Here is a 17,729-nt window from a genome sequence, read left to right on the forward strand (position 1 = left end):
TCAAGGCCTGGAAAAGAGGGGATGAAGGGTGCTGTGCTTGCCGTCATACACCTGGCCCGGGCTTTCATCGACCTGCACGGTCAGGCCCAGGTGGCGCTGCGCGAACAGCGGCTGCAGATGGCGGCGCGCGCAGGCCAGCAGGGCGTCGCCGGCCTGCTGCTGCACGGCGGCCGAGCGGCCCCGGCCCATGCGCAGGTTGATGTAGATGAAGCCGTAGTCGCCATCGCCGCCCGCTGCGCGGCCCGCAGCCCCGCCATCGGCCACGGCGCTGTGCGGCGCGGGGTAGGCCAGCACGCGCGTGCCGCCCGTGGGAAAGACCTGGGCGCCGTCTTCGGCACGCACGGTGAGCATGGTGTCGGCCAGGGCGCGGCACAGCTGCGTCATGTCGGTATACGCGTCCAGGCTGGCCGTGTAGAGGATGACCACGTGCGGCATTCAGGCCACCTCCATGGTGGCGGCCGTGCAGCTCACGGCGAAGATGGGAATGGGCTGGCAGTACAGCACCTGGCCCGCGCCGCGCGCGGCGGCGGCCACGGCGATGAAGCTGCGGATCTCGAAGCCGCCCTGGCCGCCGTCGCGGTAGGTTTCGGCGTCGGTGTACGACAGCAGCGCGTCCCGGTCGTTGCGGCACCAGCGGTCCATGAACTGCTGGTCCCATTCCCAGTTGACCTTGCCCGAGTCGGGCGTGGCCGGCCAGTGCGAGATGCCGCCCGTGCCCACGATGGCGATGCGCTCGGGCGCCTTGTCGCAGGCGCGGCGCAGGGCCTCGCCAAAGGCCCAGGCGCGGTGCAGCGGCGTCAGCGGCGGGCCCTGGCAGTTGATGTTGACGGGGATGATGTCCTTGTCATAGGCCGGCGTCAGAAAGTGCAGCGGGACCATGATGCCGTGGTCGAACTTCCACTCCTCGGCAAAGGCCACGTCCACGGTCTGCATGACCTCGGTGATCAGGCGCCGCGACAGCTCGGCATTGCCGGGAATGCGGTGGCGCTCTATGCCCAGCCAGGCCGGGTCCTCGATGGGTCCTTCGTAGTGGTCTGCCATGCCGATGGCATAGGCCGGCATGTTGTTCATGAAGAAGTTGGCGAAGTGCTCGGCCGCGATGACGATCACGGCGTCGGGCCGCGCCGCCTCCAGCCGTGCGCCCATGTCGCGGAAGGCGGCATGGAAGGCATCCCTGGTGGCCGGATCGGCCAAGTGTGCGCGGCCCGTGATGCCGGGCGCGTGGCTGCAAACGCCTGCAAATACCAGACTCATCTCAAACTCCTGCGATCTTTTCGTTGGTGGCTGTCGTCATCGCGTAGACGCCCGCGCGCACCGGTCCGTGCTTTTGCACGCCGTCGCGCATGGCCTGCAGGTAGTCGGCCCAGGGCATGCCCAGCAGTGGCGCGAAGTGCATCAGCAGCTGGCCGTTGCAGCCCAGCACGTAGAGCTTGCCGATGTCGCCCTGGAACATGGCTTCGTACTCCTCGGGCTCCAGCGCGTACTCGGCCAGCAGCGCGGCGCGATCCTCGGCAAAGCGCCGCTGCACCTCGGGCTCGCGGTTGAGCTGGAACAGGAATTTCTGCATGGTGTACAGGCTCATGGCGGCTCCCGGTGTCTGCCTCAACCCAGCGTGATGTTGGCGCGGCGGATGATGGCTTCGTACTTGGCGATTTCGCTGGTGACGAAGGCCGCGAACTGCTGCGCCGTGCCGGCCTGCGAGACGATGCCGCCGCGCGCGAAGGCGTCCACCACGGCGGGCTCGGCCAGGGCCTTGACCACGGCGGCGTTGATGCGCTGCACCAGCGCATCGGGCGTGGCGCCGGGTGCCAGCAGACCCTGCCAGGAGTTGGATTCCAGCGCCACGCCCTGCTCGGCCAGCGTGGGCACCTGGGGAGCGAACTGCGAGCGCTGGCGCGTGGCCATGCCCAGGGCCACCAGCTTGCCGCTTTGCACATGGCCACGGAACTCGGGCCAGTTGCCGAACATCACGTCCACCTGGCCGCCCAGCAGGTCGGCCAGCGCCGGGCCCTGGCCCTTGTAGGGGATGTGGACCATGTCGATGCCCATCTCCTGGCACAGCAGCGCGCCCGACAGATGGGCCGAGGTGCCGTTGCCGAACGAGGCATAGCTGAGCTCGCCGGGCCTGGCCTTGGCGCGGTTGCGCAGATCGGCCAGCGTCTTCAGTCCGCTGCCCGGGTGGGTGGCCAGCACATGCTCGGACAGGCCCATCAGCGCCACGGGCTTGAGGTCGCGCGTGGTGTCGTAGGGCAGGTTCTTCACCAGCGTCTTGTTGGCCGTGAAGCTGTTGGCCACGCACACCAGGGTGTAGCCGTCGGCCGGCTGCTTGGACACATAGTCCACGCCGATCACCGTGCCCGCGCCGGGCTTGTTCTCCACGATCACAGGCTGGCCCAGGGACTTGCCCAGCTCGGTGCCCACCAGGCGCGCCACCAGGTCGGTGGTGCCGCCCGGCGTGAAGGGCACGATGATGCGCAGCGGTTTTGCAGGCCAGGTGCCGGCCGGGCTACCGGGCTGGGCCTGGGAAAGGCCCGGGAGCATCAGCGCTGCGGCCGTGGTGGCTGCGGTGGATTGCAGGAAATGGCGGCGTTGCATGTCTTGTCTCCTCGGTTCTCTTTGTCGTTGTCGCTGGTCGCCCGTTCAGACGCCCCAGTGCGGAATATGGTGCGAGCCCAGCGAGACGGCCACGTTCTTGGGCTCGCAGAAGACCTCGTAGCTCCAGCTGCCGCCCTCGCGGCCCGTGCCCGAGGCCTTGGTGCCGCCGAAGGGCTGGCGCAGGTCGCGCACGTTCTGGCTGTTGACGAAGCACATGCCGGCCTCGATGGCGGCGGCCACGCGGTGGGCGCGGCCCACGCTCTCGGTCCAGACGTAGCTGGACAGGCCGTACTGGATGTCGTTGGCCAGGCGCACGGCCTCGGTCTCGTCGCTGAAGGGAATGATGCAGGCCACGGGGCCGAAGATCTCGTCCTGGGCGATCTGCATGCGGTTGTCCACGTCGGCAAACACCGTGGGCAGCACGTAGTTGCCCTTGCGCACGCGCTCGGGCAGCACGGGCGCGTCCAGGCCGCCGCACAGCATGCTGGCGCCTTCCTTCTGGCCCAGCTCGATGTAGTGGCGCACCTTGGCCAGGTGGCTGGCGCTGATCATGGGGCCGACGATGGTGGACTCGTCCAGCGGGTCGCCCACGGTGATCTTCCTGGCGCGCTCCACGAAGCGGTCCACGAACTTCGCATAGATGCCCTTTTGCACCAGGATGCGGCTGCCGGCCGTGCAGCGCTCGCCGTTGTTGGAGAAGATCATGAACACGGCCGCATCCAGCGCGCGCTCGAAGTCGGCGTCGTCAAAGATCACGAAGGGGCTCTTGCCGCCCAGCTCCATGCTGAACTTCTTGAGGCCGGCGGCCTGCACGATGCGGTTGCCGGTCTGGGTCGAGCCCGTGAACGAGACGGCGCGCACATCGCGGTGGCGCACCAGGGGCTCGCCCGCGTCCTTGCCGTAGCCGTGCACCAGGTTGAGCACGCCGGGCGGAATGCCGGCCTCCAGCGCCAGCTCGCCCAGGCGCGCGGCCGTCATGGGCGACAGCTCGCTCATCTTGAGCACGGCCGTGTTGCCGAAGGCCAGGCAGGGCGCCACCTTCCAGGTGGCCGTCATGAAGGGCACGTTCCAGGGCGAGATCAGCGCGCACACGCCCACGGGGTGGAACAGGGTGTAGTTCAGGTGCGTGGGCGTGGGATAGGTGTGGCCGTCCACGCGCGTGCACATCTCGGCAAAGTAGTAGAAGTTGTCGGCCGCGCGCGGCACCAGCTGCTTGCCGGTCTGGGCGATGACCTGGCCGCAGTCGTTGGTCTCGGTCTGCGCGATCTCGGGCACATGGCGGGCGATCAGGTCGCCCAGCTTGCGCACGAGCTTGGCGCGTTCGGTGGCGGGCGTGTTGGCCCATTTCGGGAAGGCGTTCTTCGCGGCGGCGACGGCGGCCTGCACCTCGGCCTCGCCGCCAGCGGCAACCTCGGCCAGCACCTCCTGGGTGGCGGGGTTGACGGTCTCGAAATAGTCCTTGCCGGCGACGGCCTTGCCGTCGATCAGGTGGTCAATGCGCATGGGGATTCCTTGGCGTGTGCGGTGGGTTCAGGAGGCGGCCGGCGCGTCGCCGACGATGGTGTTGACCAGGCGGCCCAGGCCTTCGATCTCGGTGACGATCTCGTCGCCCACGCGGGAGTCGGCCACGCCGTCGGGCGTGCCGGTGAGGATGAGATCGCCGGGGTTCAGCGTCATGAAGCCCGACAGGTGGGCGATCAGCGAGGGGATGTCATGCACCATGTCGCGCGTGCTGCCGTCCTGCTTGAGCTCGCCGTTGACCCAGCTGCGCAGGCGCAGGTTCATGGGGTCGGGCACATCGGCCGCATCGACGAACCACGGGCCCACGGGCGTGGCGCCGTCGCGGTTCTTCACGCGCAGGTTGGGCCGGTAGAAGTTCTCCAGGTAGTCGCGTATGGCGTAGTCGTTGGCCGTGCAGTAGCCGGCGACCACGCCGTAGGCATCCTCGCGGCGCACGTTGCGGCAGGTCTTGCCTATGACCACGCCCAGCTCGCACTCGAAGTGCATGTAGGCCACGTCGGCGGGCCGGTACGTGCGGCCGCGGTGGCCGTTCAGCGTGTTCGGGCCCTTGAGGAAGACCAGCGGCTCCTCGGGCGCCTTGTTGAAGGCGATTTCCTTGGCATGGTCCGCATAGTTCAGGCCCAGCGCGAAGACGGTGCCGAACTGCAGCGGCGGCAGCCACTGCACGGCGGTCTCCGCCACCAGGCGGCCATCGGGCAACTGCACCTGTCCGTGCGGGCCTTCGGTGACCTGCAGGCTCTGTCCTTCGAAGATGACGCGTCCGTGCTTCATGCTGCTGCTCCCTGTTCTGCCACCACCGAATGCGTGAGCCGGCCCAGGCCGGGCACCTCGATGACCACGCGGTCCCCGGGCCGCGCCAGCGGCGCGCCTTCGCCCGGGCCCAGCAGCAGCACGTCGCCGGGCGACAGCGTCATGAATTCGGTCACGTCGGCCAGCAGCCTTGCGGGCGAGCGCACCAGACCGGCAAAACCGCGCTGCCAGACCTGTTCACCATTGATGGACACCGTGAGCGTGGCCGCCTGTGCGTCAAAGCCTGTGCCGCGAACGAGGGCGCCCAGCGGGCAGAAACCGTCGCGGCAGCGCTGGCGGATGGCGGGGCGGTAGTAGTTCTCGTGCGGCAGCGTGAGGTCGCTGGCGATCAGCCAGCCGGCCACATGGTCCAGGGCCGTTGCTTCGCGGACGCGCGTGGCGCTTCGGCCGATCACCAGGCCGATGCTGGCATCGACGCGGACCTCGCCGGGATCGGCCGGCACGGCCACCGCAGCGCCATCGCGTGCCCAGGTGTTGCGCGGCTTGAGGTAGAGCACGGGGGCGCGCGGAGCGGCCTTGTAGGGCGCGCTGTCGAACTGCGGCGACAGGCGCTGCACGGTGGCCTGCTGGTTGAGCAGCGTGCCGTAGACCGTGCCCAGCGCAAGGCCGTCATCCAGGAGAAAGGGCTGAATCTGCATGGTGTGGATTTAGTTAACGTGGTAATTATTGTTTTTGCAACAAGCCCCGTCAACACGGTGGATTCAGGGTTTTCCCAGGCCGCAGCAAAAAGCCCCTGCGCGGCGAACCGTGCAGGGGCTTGAAGGGGGTACCGGGTGCGGCCGGTACAGAAGGCGCGCGGGCGTCAGCCGCGGCGGCGGCGCAGTGCGGCCATGCCGCCCAGGGCCAGCGCCAGCAGCGCCTGGGCCAGTGTGGACAGGCCGGGCACGGGGGTGGCCGTGGCGCCGGGCGGCAGGGCCGCAGGCGCGGCCACCGCCACGGGGTCCACGATGACGCCGTTGGCGGCCAGGTCGCTGTCTCCCGTCTGCCCGTCGGTGATGTCGAAGCTCACCGAGCGGCGGTCGGGTGCGAAGCGGTAGGCCGACGCGGCCAGCTCATACCAGTGCGCCGTGGGCGTGGCGGCCGTGGGGCCGTACTTCCAGAGCGTGGCCTGGGCGGGTGCGGCTTCAGGCAGGTCCATGCGGATGGTGGCCATGGAGCCCGGTGTGCCGCCCATGAGCACGAAGCTCAGGCTGCCGTAGGGCATGCGCAGGCCGCCCGGCAGCGGGCTTTGCGAGGGCGCGGGCTGAAAGCCTGCCGAGTTCGAGGCGAACTGCCATTGGTCCGCACCCACATTGCCCGTGCCGTTGCTGACACCTGCCGTGTTGCTGCCCGTGCCGATCTGCGTGCCGATGGGCACGGGCTTGCTCAGGGCCAGCACAGCCGGCGCGCTGGCCGTGCCCGAGGCCGGCAGGTTGACCGCATGCACGCGGTAGCTCACGGCAGGGTCCAGGCCGGTGAAGGACAGCGTGGCGGCCGTGCCGGCTGCGGTGCTGACCGTGTTGCTGGCAGGGGCCGGCAGGCCGGCGGCATCCAGGCCGGCCATGACCTGTTCCCAGCTGGGGACGGGCGCATTGGCAGGCAGGGCCACGGCGCGCAGGCTGCCGCCCACGCTGGGCGTGGCCTGGACCACGGCCGATGTCTGGTCCACTGCCTGGGCGGACAGGGCCACGGTGGACAGCGCCGGCACCGCCAGGCTGTCCAGGCGCGCCTTTTTCCAGGCGGCATAGGGCAGGTCCTTGGCCACGGTGCCATCGCCGTAGAAATCGGCATCGCCGCAGTCGCTGAGGATGTCCACGCTGCCGCCGGCGTCCAGGCTGGCGGGCATGGCGCCTATGCCTTCGGCCGAGCAGGCGGTGTGGGGTGCGGTGATGGCGGCCAGGTCGGCAGTGCGCGGGCGCAGGTTCAGGGCCAGGCCTGCGCCGTTCACGCGGCCATCCCAGGAATAGAGCTGGAAGTTGCGCGGCGCGGTGCCCGTGGCGCTGGCCGAGGGGCCGGCGATGATCAGGTACTCGCCGGCCGCGTTCTTGCGGATTTCGCGGATGCCGCGGCCGCCCAGGTCCAGGCGGATCGGCTGGCCCATGGACGCGCTGCCCTTGCTGCCGCCATCGGCCGCAGGCAGGGCCGCGAAGTTGGTCACGGGCACGATCAGCGCATGCGTGCGGCCCGTGGCGTCGTCCGCCGTGACGGCGGGCGCGCCCGGCGCCGGCACCAGCGGCGCGCGAAAGCCCAGCCAGGCGGCGCCGTCGTCGGGGCTGGTGGACATGCCTTCGATGGAGAAACCGCTCATCGTCTCGGCCTCGGGCGCCTTGGTGGCGCCGCCGTCCGAGCTGGCCACCAGGCCCAGATAGTTGGCGGCAAGGCCGTCATGCGCGGCCGCGTCCCAGCTGCGCAGGTCCTCGCGCAGCCAGCGGTAGTAGCCACTGGCGGTCAGCGCCGTGGAGGCGCCGGAGCCGGTCACATCCATCGCCGCCAGGCGCCAGCGGTCGGTGCGCGACTTGCCGCTCTTGTTGTTGGAGTGCGAGCCCGCCACGTACACGCGGCTGCCCAGGGCAAAGCTGGCCTCGATGTCCATTTCCTCGTCGCTCTTGCAGCTGTCCAGGCCCGTGAGGCCGGGGGCGGTGCAGGCGGCGGCATCGGCCAGGCCCAGGGCGGTCCTGTCCAGCATCAGCGGCTTGACGGGCAGCCCGCCGGCCGGGCCATAGGCCGAGAAGGAGTTGCCGGCCGGCAGCGCATTGCCCGAGGCATCCTGGGCAGGCGCCTCGTCGTCGCCCACCAGCATGGTGGCGGCATCGATGACGATGGCCGTCGATGCGTCCGAGCGCCCGGCCAGCCAGCGCGGGCTGGTGTTGGCTGCGGTGTTGGCCGAGGCCGCGTACTTGATGGTGCGGCTGACGGAGGCGCCGCCCGCGTTGGTCAGCGTGACGGTGATGTCGGCATAGCCCACGCCGGTGGGCGTGATCCTGAGCACGGCGTTGCCGGCCTGGTTGGACGCGGCCAGGCCGGCGTCGGCCACCACGGCCTGGTTGCTCGAACGCGCAGTGACCTGTACGCCGCCAGCGCCCCCCGCATCCTGCACCGTGAAGCCGATGCCTGCCGAGGCCAGCGGGTCGTTGGCGTCGCCGACCACGCCGGAAAACGCGGTCAGTTCGGGCAGCGAGGCCGTCGGCGGGGCCGAGGCCATGAAAGGCACGCTCACTGCAGCCGTGCTCCCGCCGAGGCCGTTGACCGCGCGCACGCGCAGCGTATAGCTGCCGGGCTGCAGGCCTTCCAGCGCCTGGCTGTTGCCCAGGGCCACGGCCGTGGAGGCTACCGATGCAAAGCTGTCCTGCGACAGCTCCACCACGTAGTAGGCGGCGCCCGGCACGGCGTCCCAGGCGGCCGTCACGCGGTTGCCGGTTGGGGTGGCCGCCAGGTTGGAGGGGGCGGCGGGCACGGTCGCCGGCACGGTCTCCAGCGGGGCCCAGGCCACGCCATAGAACACGCCGTCCTGCGGCGCGGCGATGGACTCGGCCGTGCCCGACAGCGTGCCGGCGTAGCCGCCGTGATCGAAGGCGCGGTACAGGCGGCCCGTGGTGTCGGTGGCCATCAGCATCACATTGCCGCCGCCGGTATCGAAGGCGGCCAGGCCGTGGACCTTGGACAGGCCGGCAATGGAGCCTGCGGGCTGCCAGCTGGTGCCGTCCATCGAGAGGCGGAATTTCCGGATGGCGCCGGTATCGTTGTCCGCCACGTAGACGGTGTTCGCCAGGGCGGGGCCGCCATCGAGTTGCAGGAAGGCGATGCCGCGGTAGGTGGAGGGCGTCAGGCCCGCCAGGGGCAGGGCCGTCTGGATGCCCGTGGTCGGCAAATTCGTGCCGATCTGGTTGAGCGAGCCTCCGTTGATGGCGGCGATCAACTGGCCGCTGGCGACCGCCAGGCCCTGGACATTGCTGCTGTTCAGTTGGGAGATGCCCGTGCCGTCGGCAGCCACATGCCAGATGCCGTTGTTGGCCGTGGCCGTACCCTTGCCGCTGGCCCAGACGGCGCCGCAGTCGCTGCTGGCTGCTGCGCGGATGGTGTCCTTGCTGAAGGCCGTGGTGCCGAGCGGGCGCAGGCTTTTCACGTCGGAGTCGAACCCCACCACGGCCACGGCGCGCGGGGCCGCCGCTGCCGTGACGCCGTTGGGCTCGGTGCCGCCGGTGGCCACGGCATAGCCGGGAACCACCAGGCACAGGCCATTGTCCGAGCGGTTGAGCAGGCCTTCCGAGCCCTTGCTGCTGGCCGTCAGCGGCGTCGCTCCGCCTGACAGCGGCAGCGATTGCACTAGCGTGCCGTCCACGCGGTACTCATCCAGGAACACGGGCAGCGCGCCTGTGCCCGTGCCCACGCGGTAGGCCACCAGGTTGCCCGGGGTGAAGGGCGCGGACCATGCAGCGCCACACAGGGCCAGGCAGGCCGTTGCAATCGCCTTGTGCCGCCAATCCAAAGTACTCGCGCGCATGCTCACCATCCCCCTGTGTGACAAATCGCGCGACTGTAAGAGGCGGCTGTGACAGCCCGGTGACGGCAGGCCCGCAGGATGGTGGGAAGGCACCATGCAAAAAAAGACGGCTCCCTCAAGGGAGCCGTCCTTGCCTCATTGCGCCGTGATGCCCGCGCTTTGCTTTTTCTGGTTATGGGCGCTGCGTGTGCACGGGGCAGCGTATCGCGCGGTCGATCAGCGGATCAGCAGCACAGGCACTTGGCTGCCGGCCAGCACCTGGGTGCTGACCGAGCCCATGACCAGGCGGCCCAGCGTGCCGTGGCCATGCGTGCCCATGACCAGCAGGTCGAACTTGCCTTCTTCGGCCGCCTTGATGATGGAGTCGGCAATCGGGCCGACCTTGCTCAGGCGGGCTGCCTGCACGCCGTGCTCGGCCAGGTAGCTGCACACGGGGTCCAGCACCTTGGTCGACTCCTCGGCGTAGTACTCGTCCACCACGTCCTTGCCCAGGGCGGCGCGCGCGCGGGCCGGCAGCTGGGGCTGGACGGTGATGGCGCTGTAGCTGTGGGCCGAACCCAGGATCTCCGGGTGCGAGGTCAGGTAGGCCAGCATCTTCTGGGTGTAGGGGCTGCCATCGACAGCGAGCAGGATGTTCATGAAGGTCCTCCTTGGGTATGGCCCGAGACTAAGCCCAAGCCGGGGTGGAGTGCTTGATCCAGGTCAAGCACGGGCCGGTGCCTCTGCCGCCCCTGCGGTCGCATGCACCGGCAACTCGATGGTAGAGCGCGGCGAAAACCCCTCCTGCTCGCCCTTGCGCGCGTAGCCCAGCGGGTTGGCCACCACGCGGCAGCGCCAGGCGCTGCCATCGCCGCGCAGGCCCTCGGCCACATAGTCGCTGGGCGAATGCAGGTGGCCGTGCAGCCACAGATCGGCAAAGGGCAGCAGTTCATCCAGCACGTTGCAAAAGCCGGCCGTGCCCGGCACCAGGCCGTAGCGCGGGTCGGCGCTGCGCAGGCTGGGCGCGAAATGCGTGACGGCCACCGTGGGGCCATCGAAGGGCCTGGCCAGCGCCTGGCGCACCCATTGCTGGCAGACCAGCGACTGCTCGCGCATGGGCTCGGCCAGGAAGGGCTCGCCGTCGCGCGTGCCGCCGGTCTTTTGCAGGTAGAAATTGGCGGCGCGAAAGGCCTTCTCGCGCAGTTTGAGCAGCCGGGCCAGATCGGTCACGCCTTCATGCATGGACATGGCGTCGTAGTCGCTCCACAGCGTGGTGCCCACGAAGCGCACGCCGTCCAGCACGGCCGTCTCGCGCTCCAGCCAGACCATGCCCATGCGCTCGCAGGTGGCACGCAGGCGGGCGTGGGCGGCGTCGAAGTCCTGCATGTCGTACTCATGGTTGCCCGGCACGAAGATCACGGGGCAGGGCCAGCCCGCGTACTGGGGCAGGGGAGAGAAGCGCTCCAGCCCGAAATCCTGGCCCGGCAGCAGGCTGCCGCTCTGGTAGGAGCCTATGTCGCCGGCCAGCACCAGCACGTCGGCATCGGGTGCGGGCTCAGCGATGAAATGCGGATGGGCCTCGAGGTGCAGGTCGGACAGCAGCTGGATCTTCATGCGGCCAAGTGTAGAACCTGCGCTGGCGCGGGCGCCCCGCAAACGGCGCTCAGGTGTGCGGGAAGGTCGCCTCTGCAGAGCGCGTGAGCGTGCGCAGCAGCCAGTCGTAGGCCTGAGGATGCTGGCCGCGCCGGCGCCACAGCGCGTCCACGTGCACGGGCTGCACGTCGAAGGGCAGCTCGCGCAGCACCAGCTTGTCGGCCATGCCGGTCACGGGCACGAAGTGGCGCGGCAATATGGTCAGCAGGTTGGAGGTCATGACCACGCGCCCGGCCGTGAAGAACTGGTTGACGGTAAGCACCACCTGGCGCGTGCGGCCCAGCGAGGCCAGGGCCTCGTCGATGAAGCCGAAGGAGCGGCCCGAGAAGCTCACCAGCATGTGGCGCGCCGCGCAGTAGTTGTCCAGCGTCAGCGGCACATCGGCCAGCGGATGGCCCTGGCGCATCACGCACAGGTACTCGCCTTCATACAGGCGCCGGCTGTCGAAGGCCACCAGGGCGCCCGACTGCGCGCGCGCCGTCAGGTCGGCCAGCGCGGCGGGGAAGTAGCCCACGGCCATGTCGGCCTCGCCGGCCTCCAGCAGGCTGCGCGGGTCGCGCGTGGTCAGCGGCAGCACGCGGATGCCGATGCCGGGCGCCTCGCGCTCCAGCAGGCTGAACATGGGAGGAATCAGCGTGGCGGCCGTGGCGTCGGCCATGGCCAGCACAAAGGTGGCGGTGGCGGTGGATGGGTGGAATTCGCCTGGCGTCAGCGTGTCCTGCAGCTGCTGCAGCGCCTCGCGGATCACGGGCCACAGCGCCAGCGCGCGCGGCGTGGGCTCCACGCCCTGGCCCTGGCGCACCAGGAGCTCGTCGCCCAGCGCCTCGCGCAGGCGGCGCAGCGCATTGCTCACGGCCGGCTGGGTGATGGCCAGCTTGTGGGCCGCCCGCGTGAGGCTGCGCTCCGCCATCACCTCGTCGAAGACGCGCAGCAGGTTCAGATCCAGTGTGCGGAAGTTCAGGGCGGACATGGCCGTGGCAGCGAGCGCTGAGTCATCACTGGTGTGAATGCTACAGATTCAAGATATAAATTTGAAGAACTCTAGGGTAAACCCTATAGTTACCCCTAGTCGCCCGCCACGCCGTCAAAAGCGGCCATTTAACTGGGTTTATCTGCCATGAGCAACTTCATTTACAACTCCTACTGTGTCGAGCACCCTGGTGTGGTGCATGTCTATCAAGCCGCCGACGACCGCAAGAGCGCCGTCAAGCGTTTCTCCGGCAAGCGCGGCGCCAGCGCCCTGCTGCTCGCTGCCCTGGTGGCCGCGCTGATGGTGGTGGTCAACGAGGTCGCCCACAACTGGACCGACGGCCACATGCTGGGCGCCTGGGTCGTGCTGTGGGTTGCCGCCTTCATGGGCCTGGCCCTGTTCTCCGCCCCCGCCCGCCGCGCCGCCATGATGGCCCGTGCCGGCTACCGCGCCTGGACCGAGAGCCGCCAGCAGGCCGCCGCTGACGAGCGCATCTGGAACGCCGCCCTGCAGGACGCCCGCCTGATGGCCGACCTGGCCCGCGCCATGGATAGGCAAGGTAGCTGATCTCTGCCTGGGGCGCCTTGCGGCGCTCCTCCAAAAAAAGCCGCTGCCCACAAGGCGCGGCTTTTTTGTTGTCTGGGGGCGTCGTTGAAACGCCACAAAAAAAGCCTCGCACTGCGAGGCTTTTTCCATGGGTCGAGAGCTACTCAGGGATTCATTGTTCTGTGCATCTTCCACAGTCCATGAAACTGGCGCTGCCCAAAGCATGAGGCACCGAGGAAGGGCCGCCCCGCACCGAGGGTGCCGTCCCCCCCGCGGAGCGAGAGGGGGAAGCGGCGTAGCCGCTCAGGGGGAACTTTATGTCCCCAGGCGCTTTTCGAGTTCGGCCTTGGTCACCAGCAGCTCCTGGGGCAGCTTGTGGGCCAGCTTGTCGAAGTGCTCGGTGTGCAGCTGCATTTCCTCGGCCCAGGCGGCCTTGTCGATGCTGGTCACGCTGGCGAACTGGTCTGCGGAGAAGTCCAGGCCGGTCCAGTTGATCTCGGCGTACTGGGGCGCAATGCCGAAGGCGGTCTGCTCGCCCTGTGCCTGGCCTTCGAGGCGGTCGATCATCCACTTCAGGACGCGCATGTTCTCGCCGTAGCCGGGCCAGACGAACTTGCCGTCGGCATTCTTGCGGAACCAGTTGGTGGTGAAGATCTTGGGCAGGGCCGCGCCCTGGGCCTGGATCTTGGCGCCCAGCGTAAGCCAGTGCTGGAAGTAGTCGCTCATGTTGTAGCCGGCAAACGGCAGCATGGCGAAGGGGTCGCGGCGCACCACGCCCTGGGCGCCGAAGGCGGCGGCCGTGGTTTCCGAGCCCATGGTGGCGGCCATGTAGACGCCTTCGGTCCAGTTGCGGGCCTCGGTCACCAGCGGCACGGTGGTGGAGCGGCGGCCGCCGAAGATGATGGCGTCGATCTTCACGCCCTTGGGATCGTCCCAGGCTTCGTCCAGCGCGGGGTTGTTGGTCGCGGCCACGGTGAAGCGGGCGTTGGGGTGGGCGGCCTTGGCGCCGGTCTCGCGGGCGATCTGGGGCGTCCAGTCCTTGCCTTGCCAGTCGATCAGGTGATCGGGCAGCTTGCCGGTGTCCTTGTCCATGCCTTCCCACCACACGTCGTTGTCGTCGGTCAGCGCGACGTTCGTGAAGATCACGTTCTTGTCGAGGCTGGCCATGCAGTTGGGGTTGGTGTGGTAGTTCGTGCCCGGGGCCACGCCGAAATAGCCGGCTTCGGGGTTGATCGCGCGAAGCGAGCCGTCGGCCTGGGGCTTGATCCAGGCGATGTCGTCGCCGATGGTGGTGACCTTCCAGCCTTCGAAGACCTTGGGCGGCACCAGCATGGAGAAGTTGGTCTTGCCGCAGGCGCTGGGGAAGGCCGCAGCCACGTGGTACTTCTTGCCTTCGGGGTTGGTCACGCCCAGGATGAGCATGTGCTCGGCCAGCCAGCCCTGGTCGCGGCCCATGGTGGAGGCGATGCGCAGCGCAAAGCACTTCTTGCCCAGCAGGGCGTTGCCGCCGTAGCCCGAGCCATAGCTCCAGATTTCGCGCGTCTCGGGGTAGTGGACGATGTACTTGGTCTTGTTGCAGGGCCAGCTGGTCTGGTCCTTCTCGCCTTCGGCCAGGGGCGCGCCCACGGTGTGCACGCAGGGAACGAACTCGCCTTCCACGCCGATCACGTCATACACGGCACGGCCCATGCGGGTCATGATCTTCATGTTGACGGCCACATAGGCGCTGTCGGACAGCTCCACGCCCACGTGGGCGATGGGCGAGCCCAGCGGGCCCATGGAGAAAGGCACCACATACATGGTGCGGCCGGCCATGCAGCCGTCGAACAGCGGCTGCAGCGTGGCGCGCATCTCGTTCGGGGCCATCCAGTTGTTGGTCGGGCCTGCGTCTTCCTTGTTGGCCGAGCAGATGTAGGTGCGGTCCTCGACGCGCGCCACATCGGACGGATCGGACCAGGCCAGGTAGCTGCCGGGGCGCTTGACGGGATCGAGCTTCTTGAAGGTGCCGGCATCGACGAGCTGCTGGCACAGCTGCTCGTATTCCTCCTGCGAGCCATCGCACCAATGGATTTTGGCGGGCTTGCACAGTGCGGCCATCTCGGCCACCCAGGCGATCAGGCGGCTGTTCTTGACATAGGCGGGGGCCTGGATGTTCAGGCCTTGCATGACGGGTGCGTTCATCGCGGAGCTTCCTTCAATTGAAAAAACCAGTTTTTCAAAGGGGACGCGCCTGCTGCACCGCGCCAACTTTGAGAAACGGGCTCTCGTTCAGTCGGCGCGCGAAGGAAGCTCTTCTCTGGGCGGCGAAGCGGCGCTGGCGGAAGCTGGCGGCGCACCGGCTGGGGATTCGATTCTAGGGAGCGGTCACGAATTTGTCAGCAAACGAATGGCAAAAACTATGCATTCTATGCATTGAAGTATGCAATATGAAAGATGAAATTGCCTGTTGAAAAGGCAAGCAAAAAGCCCCGCAAAGCGGGGCCTGGTGCAGGGGCAGGAGGGCCGGAATCAGGCCATGTTGACGGCAATGAAGGCCAGCAGAAACATCAGCACGGCGCCTGCCAGGGGCAGGATGACAGGCATGTAGGGGACGACGGCCTCGGTGGCGTCTTCGGGGGCCGGCTGCTCGCCGTGGTGCGCTGCGGGATCGTGCGTCATGCAAAAGCTCCTGGCTTGCCAATGGGGATGCCTGATTCTAGGCAGGCCTGTCCCCTGGCGCCTTCGGGGAAAGCCATGACACCGGGCCTGCTAGACGGCATTGACCTGCATGCCTTCGGCCTGAAGGGCGGCTATGACCTCGTCGATATGGGCCTTGTTGCGCGTCTGCAGCACCAGCTCGATTTCCACGCTCTGCGCGGCCAGCATGGTGAAGGCGCGCTGGTGGTGGACTTCCTCGATATTGGCGCCCGCTGCAGCCACTGTGGCCGTGATGCGCGCCAGCACGCCGGGCACGTCGCGCGCGCTGACCTTGATGCGTGCCAGCCGCCCGGAGCGCACCATTCCGCGCCCGATGATGGCCGCCAGCAGCAGCGGATCGATATTGCCGCCCGACAGGATCATTCCCACCTTCTTGCCCGCAAAGCGCTGCGGATGGCGCAGCAGCGCGGCCAGGCCTGCGGCGCCCGCGCCCTCGACCAGGGTCTTCTCGATCTCCAGCAGCATGAGCACGGCCTGCTCGATATCGCCCTCATCGACCAGCAGCATGTCGTCCACCAGGCGTGCCACGACTTCCTGCGTGATCGCGCCGGGCTGGGTGACGGCAATGCCTTCGGCGATGGTCGAGGTGCCCATCGGCAGCTCGGCCTGGCGCACGGCATTGAACATGGACGGAAAGCGCTGGGTCTGCACGCCGATGATTTCGATGTCCGGGTTCAGCCCCTTGGCCGCCGTGGCCACGCCCGCGATCAGGCCGCCGCCGCCAATGGCCACGACCAGCAGGTCCAGATCCGGCTGTTCGGCCAGCATTTCCAGCGCCAGGGTGCCCTGGCCCGCCGCGATCTGCTCGTCGTCATAGGGATGGACAAAGCACAGGCCCTGCTGCTCGGCCAGCGCGTAGGCGTGCTGGCGCGCCTCGGCCAGGGAGTCGCCGTGCAGCACGACCTCGGCGCCGAAGCCGCGCGTGCGCTCCACCTTCACCCCCGGCGTGAAGCGCGGCATGACGATGACGGCACGCACCCCCAGGCGCTGCGCGTGGTAGGCCACGCCCTGGGCATGGTTGCCGGCGCTCATGGCGACCACGCCGCGTGCGCGCTCCTCGGGCGAGAGCTGGGCCAGCTTGTTGAGGGCGCCGCGTTCCTTGAACGAGGCCGTGAACTGCAGGTTCTCGAACTTGAGATACACCTGCGCGCCCGTGATCTGGGACAGCGTGCGCGATTCCACGCAGGGCGTTTCGAGCACGGCGCCGCGCAGGCGGCCGGCGGCGTTCTGGATGTCTTGGAGGCTGAGCATGGCGCATTGTGGCGCACACGCGGGCCTGCCCGCGCCAGGCCATGCAATGGATTCCCCGCAGCCAGCGTGGTGCAGGGGGCTTTCATAAAATAAGAATCATTCTTGTCTGTGGGGCGCGCACCGCTCCGGCTGGCCATGGCTTTCTCCTCTGTCCAAACACCTGCACGCCCTCCGCGCTGGCTGGGGCGGGGCACGCTGCGTGCCTGTGACTTCAGCGGGCCCGACTACCGCATCCTCGATGCCGAGGTCACGGCACAGGATGCGCTGCTGGCCGGGCACCTGCAGGCCTGGCAGGTCCAGCCCGGCCTGTGGCTGCATGGCGTGGAAGCCCGCGACCTGCGCACCATGAGCACGCGTTCGCCGGCCGTGCCGGGCCTGCACATGGTCGTGCTGCTGGAGGGGTGCGTGGACGTGGCCTTCGGCAACCAGGGCCTGCAGCTGCAGGTGGCGCCCGCCAGCGCCGCCGGTGCCCATGTGCAGGCCTGCGGGGCCATCATCCACACGCGGCCCGGCGACATGTTCATGCGGCAGTGGCGGCGCGGCAAGTTCGAGCGCAAGCTCAGCATCACCGTGCAGCCGCAGTGGTTTGCCGCACAGACCCTGCCCATGGCGGCGCCGCCGCTGCTGCAGCACTGGATGGAGCAGCAATTGCTGGCCATACGGCCCTGGCAGCCCTCGCCGCGCGCCGTGGCGGTGGCCGAGCAGATCATCCAGCTGGCACGCGAGGGCTCGGCGCCCTTGCTGCTGGCCAGCCGCACGCTGGAGCTGGTGCACGAGGCCGTGCAGTCCCTCGAGGCGCCCGAGCCCGATCCGGCGCAGACCGTGCCGGGCGTGCTGGGCGTACGCGAGCACCGGCGCATGGCGCGCCTCAAGGCCCTGCTGGACAGCGGCGGCGACGGCTGCCGCACGCTGGCCGAGATCGCACGCGAAGTGGGCCTGAGCGCCAGTGCGCTGCAGCGCCAGTTCCGCCTGGCCTATGGCTCCAGCATCGACGAGTACCGGCGCGAGCAGCGGCTGGCGCGCGCCTGGGCCGCGCTGGAGCAGACGGGCTGCAGCGTGGCCGAGGTCGCACATGGGGCCGGCTATTCCAGCGCGGCCAACTTTTCCACGGCCTTCAAGCGCCGCTTCGGCATCTCTCCCAAGCTGGTGCGTGCCCGGGTCTGACGCCCGGCGGGCGTCTTTGGCGCGTGGCGCAAACATCGGCAGGCCTGCCGCAAAGCCTGCTTG

Annotated in this window: 16 protein-coding genes and 1 pseudogene; 3 read left to right on the forward strand and 14 right to left on the reverse strand. The window is 68.7% G+C overall.

Features of this window, described 5'->3' with window-relative positions; all coding sequences use genetic code 11:
- From AC5I49_RS13510 to AC5I49_RS13560, 11 genes and pseudogenes are all read right to left on the reverse strand, one after another.
- Window positions 1-435, reverse strand: coding sequence for a 5-carboxymethyl-2-hydroxymuconate isomerase (locus tag AC5I49_RS13510; RefSeq protein ID WP_445609837.1), 435 nt, complete (start codon window positions 433-435; stop codon window positions 1-3).
- Window positions 436-1,254, reverse strand: a complete 819-nt coding sequence (locus AC5I49_RS13515; protein WP_012202042.1) for a DODA-type extradiol aromatic ring-opening family dioxygenase — start codon at window positions 1,252-1,254, stop codon at window positions 436-438.
- A gap of 1 nt (window position 1,255) precedes the next feature.
- The gene (locus tag AC5I49_RS13520) at window positions 1,256-1,582 is read right to left on the reverse strand and encodes an aromatic ring-opening dioxygenase LigA (RefSeq protein WP_043823357.1); all 327 of its coding nucleotides are present in this window, start codon (window positions 1,580-1,582) and stop codon (window positions 1,256-1,258) included.
- Window positions 1,583-1,602: 20 nt separating this feature from the next.
- Window positions 1,603-2,598, reverse strand: a pseudogene (locus AC5I49_RS13525) (tripartite tricarboxylate transporter substrate binding protein); the annotation flags it as partial.
- Between the two features lie 42 nt (window positions 2,599-2,640).
- Window positions 2,641-4,098: a 5-carboxymethyl-2-hydroxymuconate semialdehyde dehydrogenase gene (gene hpaE, locus AC5I49_RS13530; RefSeq protein ID WP_209801311.1), complete on the reverse strand. Its 1,458-nt coding sequence runs from the start codon at window positions 4,096-4,098 to the stop codon at window positions 2,641-2,643.
- A gap of 27 nt (window positions 4,099-4,125) precedes the next feature.
- Window positions 4,126-4,887 carry a fumarylacetoacetate hydrolase family protein gene (locus AC5I49_RS13535; protein WP_151020358.1) on the reverse strand — a complete coding sequence of 254 codons (762 nt, stop codon included), beginning with the start codon at window positions 4,885-4,887 and terminating at the stop codon, window positions 4,126-4,128.
- Window positions 4,884-5,564 (reverse strand): fumarylacetoacetate hydrolase family protein, encoded by a 681-nt coding sequence (locus AC5I49_RS13540; RefSeq protein WP_495789499.1) that lies wholly within the window; start codon window positions 5,562-5,564, stop codon window positions 4,884-4,886. The genes AC5I49_RS13535 and AC5I49_RS13540 overlap by 4 nt, the downstream gene beginning before the upstream one ends.
- A 164-nt stretch (window positions 5,565-5,728) precedes the next feature.
- A complete protein-coding gene (locus tag AC5I49_RS13545; RefSeq protein ID WP_495789500.1) occupies window positions 5,729-9,406 on the reverse strand; it encodes an IPTL-CTERM sorting domain-containing protein in 3,678 nt (1,225 codons plus the stop codon).
- 216 nt (window positions 9,407-9,622) lie between these two features.
- Window positions 9,623-10,045, reverse strand: coding sequence for a universal stress protein (locus tag AC5I49_RS13550; protein WP_016447345.1), 423 nt, complete (start codon window positions 10,043-10,045; stop codon window positions 9,623-9,625).
- Between the two features lie 63 nt (window positions 10,046-10,108).
- Complete coding sequence (locus AC5I49_RS13555; RefSeq protein ID WP_495789501.1) at window positions 10,109-10,999, reverse strand: metallophosphoesterase; 891 nt, start codon at window positions 10,997-10,999, stop codon at window positions 10,109-10,111.
- Window positions 11,000-11,048: 49 nt separating this feature from the next.
- Window positions 11,049-12,008, reverse strand: a complete 960-nt coding sequence (locus AC5I49_RS13560) for a LysR family transcriptional regulator (RefSeq protein ID WP_016452246.1) — start codon at window positions 12,006-12,008, stop codon at window positions 11,049-11,051.
- 147 nt (window positions 12,009-12,155) lie between these two features.
- On the opposite strand from AC5I49_RS13560, the gene AC5I49_RS13565 reads away from it, so the two are divergent.
- Window positions 12,156-12,575 (forward strand): hypothetical protein, encoded by a 420-nt coding sequence (locus AC5I49_RS13565; RefSeq protein ID WP_016447348.1) that lies wholly within the window; start codon window positions 12,156-12,158, stop codon window positions 12,573-12,575.
- Window positions 12,576-12,869: 294 nt separating this feature from the next.
- On the opposite strand, the gene AC5I49_RS13570 is transcribed toward AC5I49_RS13565, so the two are convergent.
- Window positions 12,870-14,735, reverse strand: a complete 1,866-nt coding sequence (locus tag AC5I49_RS13570; protein WP_016447349.1) for a phosphoenolpyruvate carboxykinase (GTP) — start codon at window positions 14,733-14,735, stop codon at window positions 12,870-12,872.
- On the opposite strand from AC5I49_RS13570, the gene AC5I49_RS13575 reads away from it, so the two are divergent.
- Window positions 14,719-14,970 carry a hypothetical protein gene (locus AC5I49_RS13575; protein WP_126311565.1) on the forward strand — a complete coding sequence of 84 codons (252 nt, stop codon included), beginning with the start codon at window positions 14,719-14,721 and terminating at the stop codon, window positions 14,968-14,970. The two genes, AC5I49_RS13570 and AC5I49_RS13575, sit on opposite strands and share 17 nt — an antisense overlap.
- A 92-nt stretch (window positions 14,971-15,062) precedes the next feature.
- On the opposite strand, the gene AC5I49_RS13580 is transcribed toward AC5I49_RS13575, so the two are convergent.
- The gene (locus tag AC5I49_RS13580; protein WP_016447350.1) at window positions 15,063-15,212 is read right to left on the reverse strand and encodes a hypothetical protein; all 150 of its coding nucleotides are present in this window, start codon (window positions 15,210-15,212) and stop codon (window positions 15,063-15,065) included.
- Window positions 15,213-15,302: 90 nt separating this feature from the next.
- Entirely contained in the window at window positions 15,303-16,502 is a 1,200-nt protein-coding gene (locus tag AC5I49_RS13585) for a threonine ammonia-lyase (RefSeq protein ID WP_016447351.1), read from the reverse strand.
- Window positions 16,503-16,637: 135 nt separating this feature from the next.
- Here AC5I49_RS13585 and AC5I49_RS13590 point away from each other — a divergent pair, with 135 nt between their 5' ends.
- Window positions 16,638-17,666, forward strand: coding sequence for a helix-turn-helix transcriptional regulator (locus AC5I49_RS13590; RefSeq protein WP_495789502.1), 1,029 nt, complete (start codon window positions 16,638-16,640; stop codon window positions 17,664-17,666).
- Window positions 17,667-17,729: the final 63 nt, after the last annotated feature.

The sequence above is a fragment of the Delftia sp. genome (assembly GCF_059499305.1).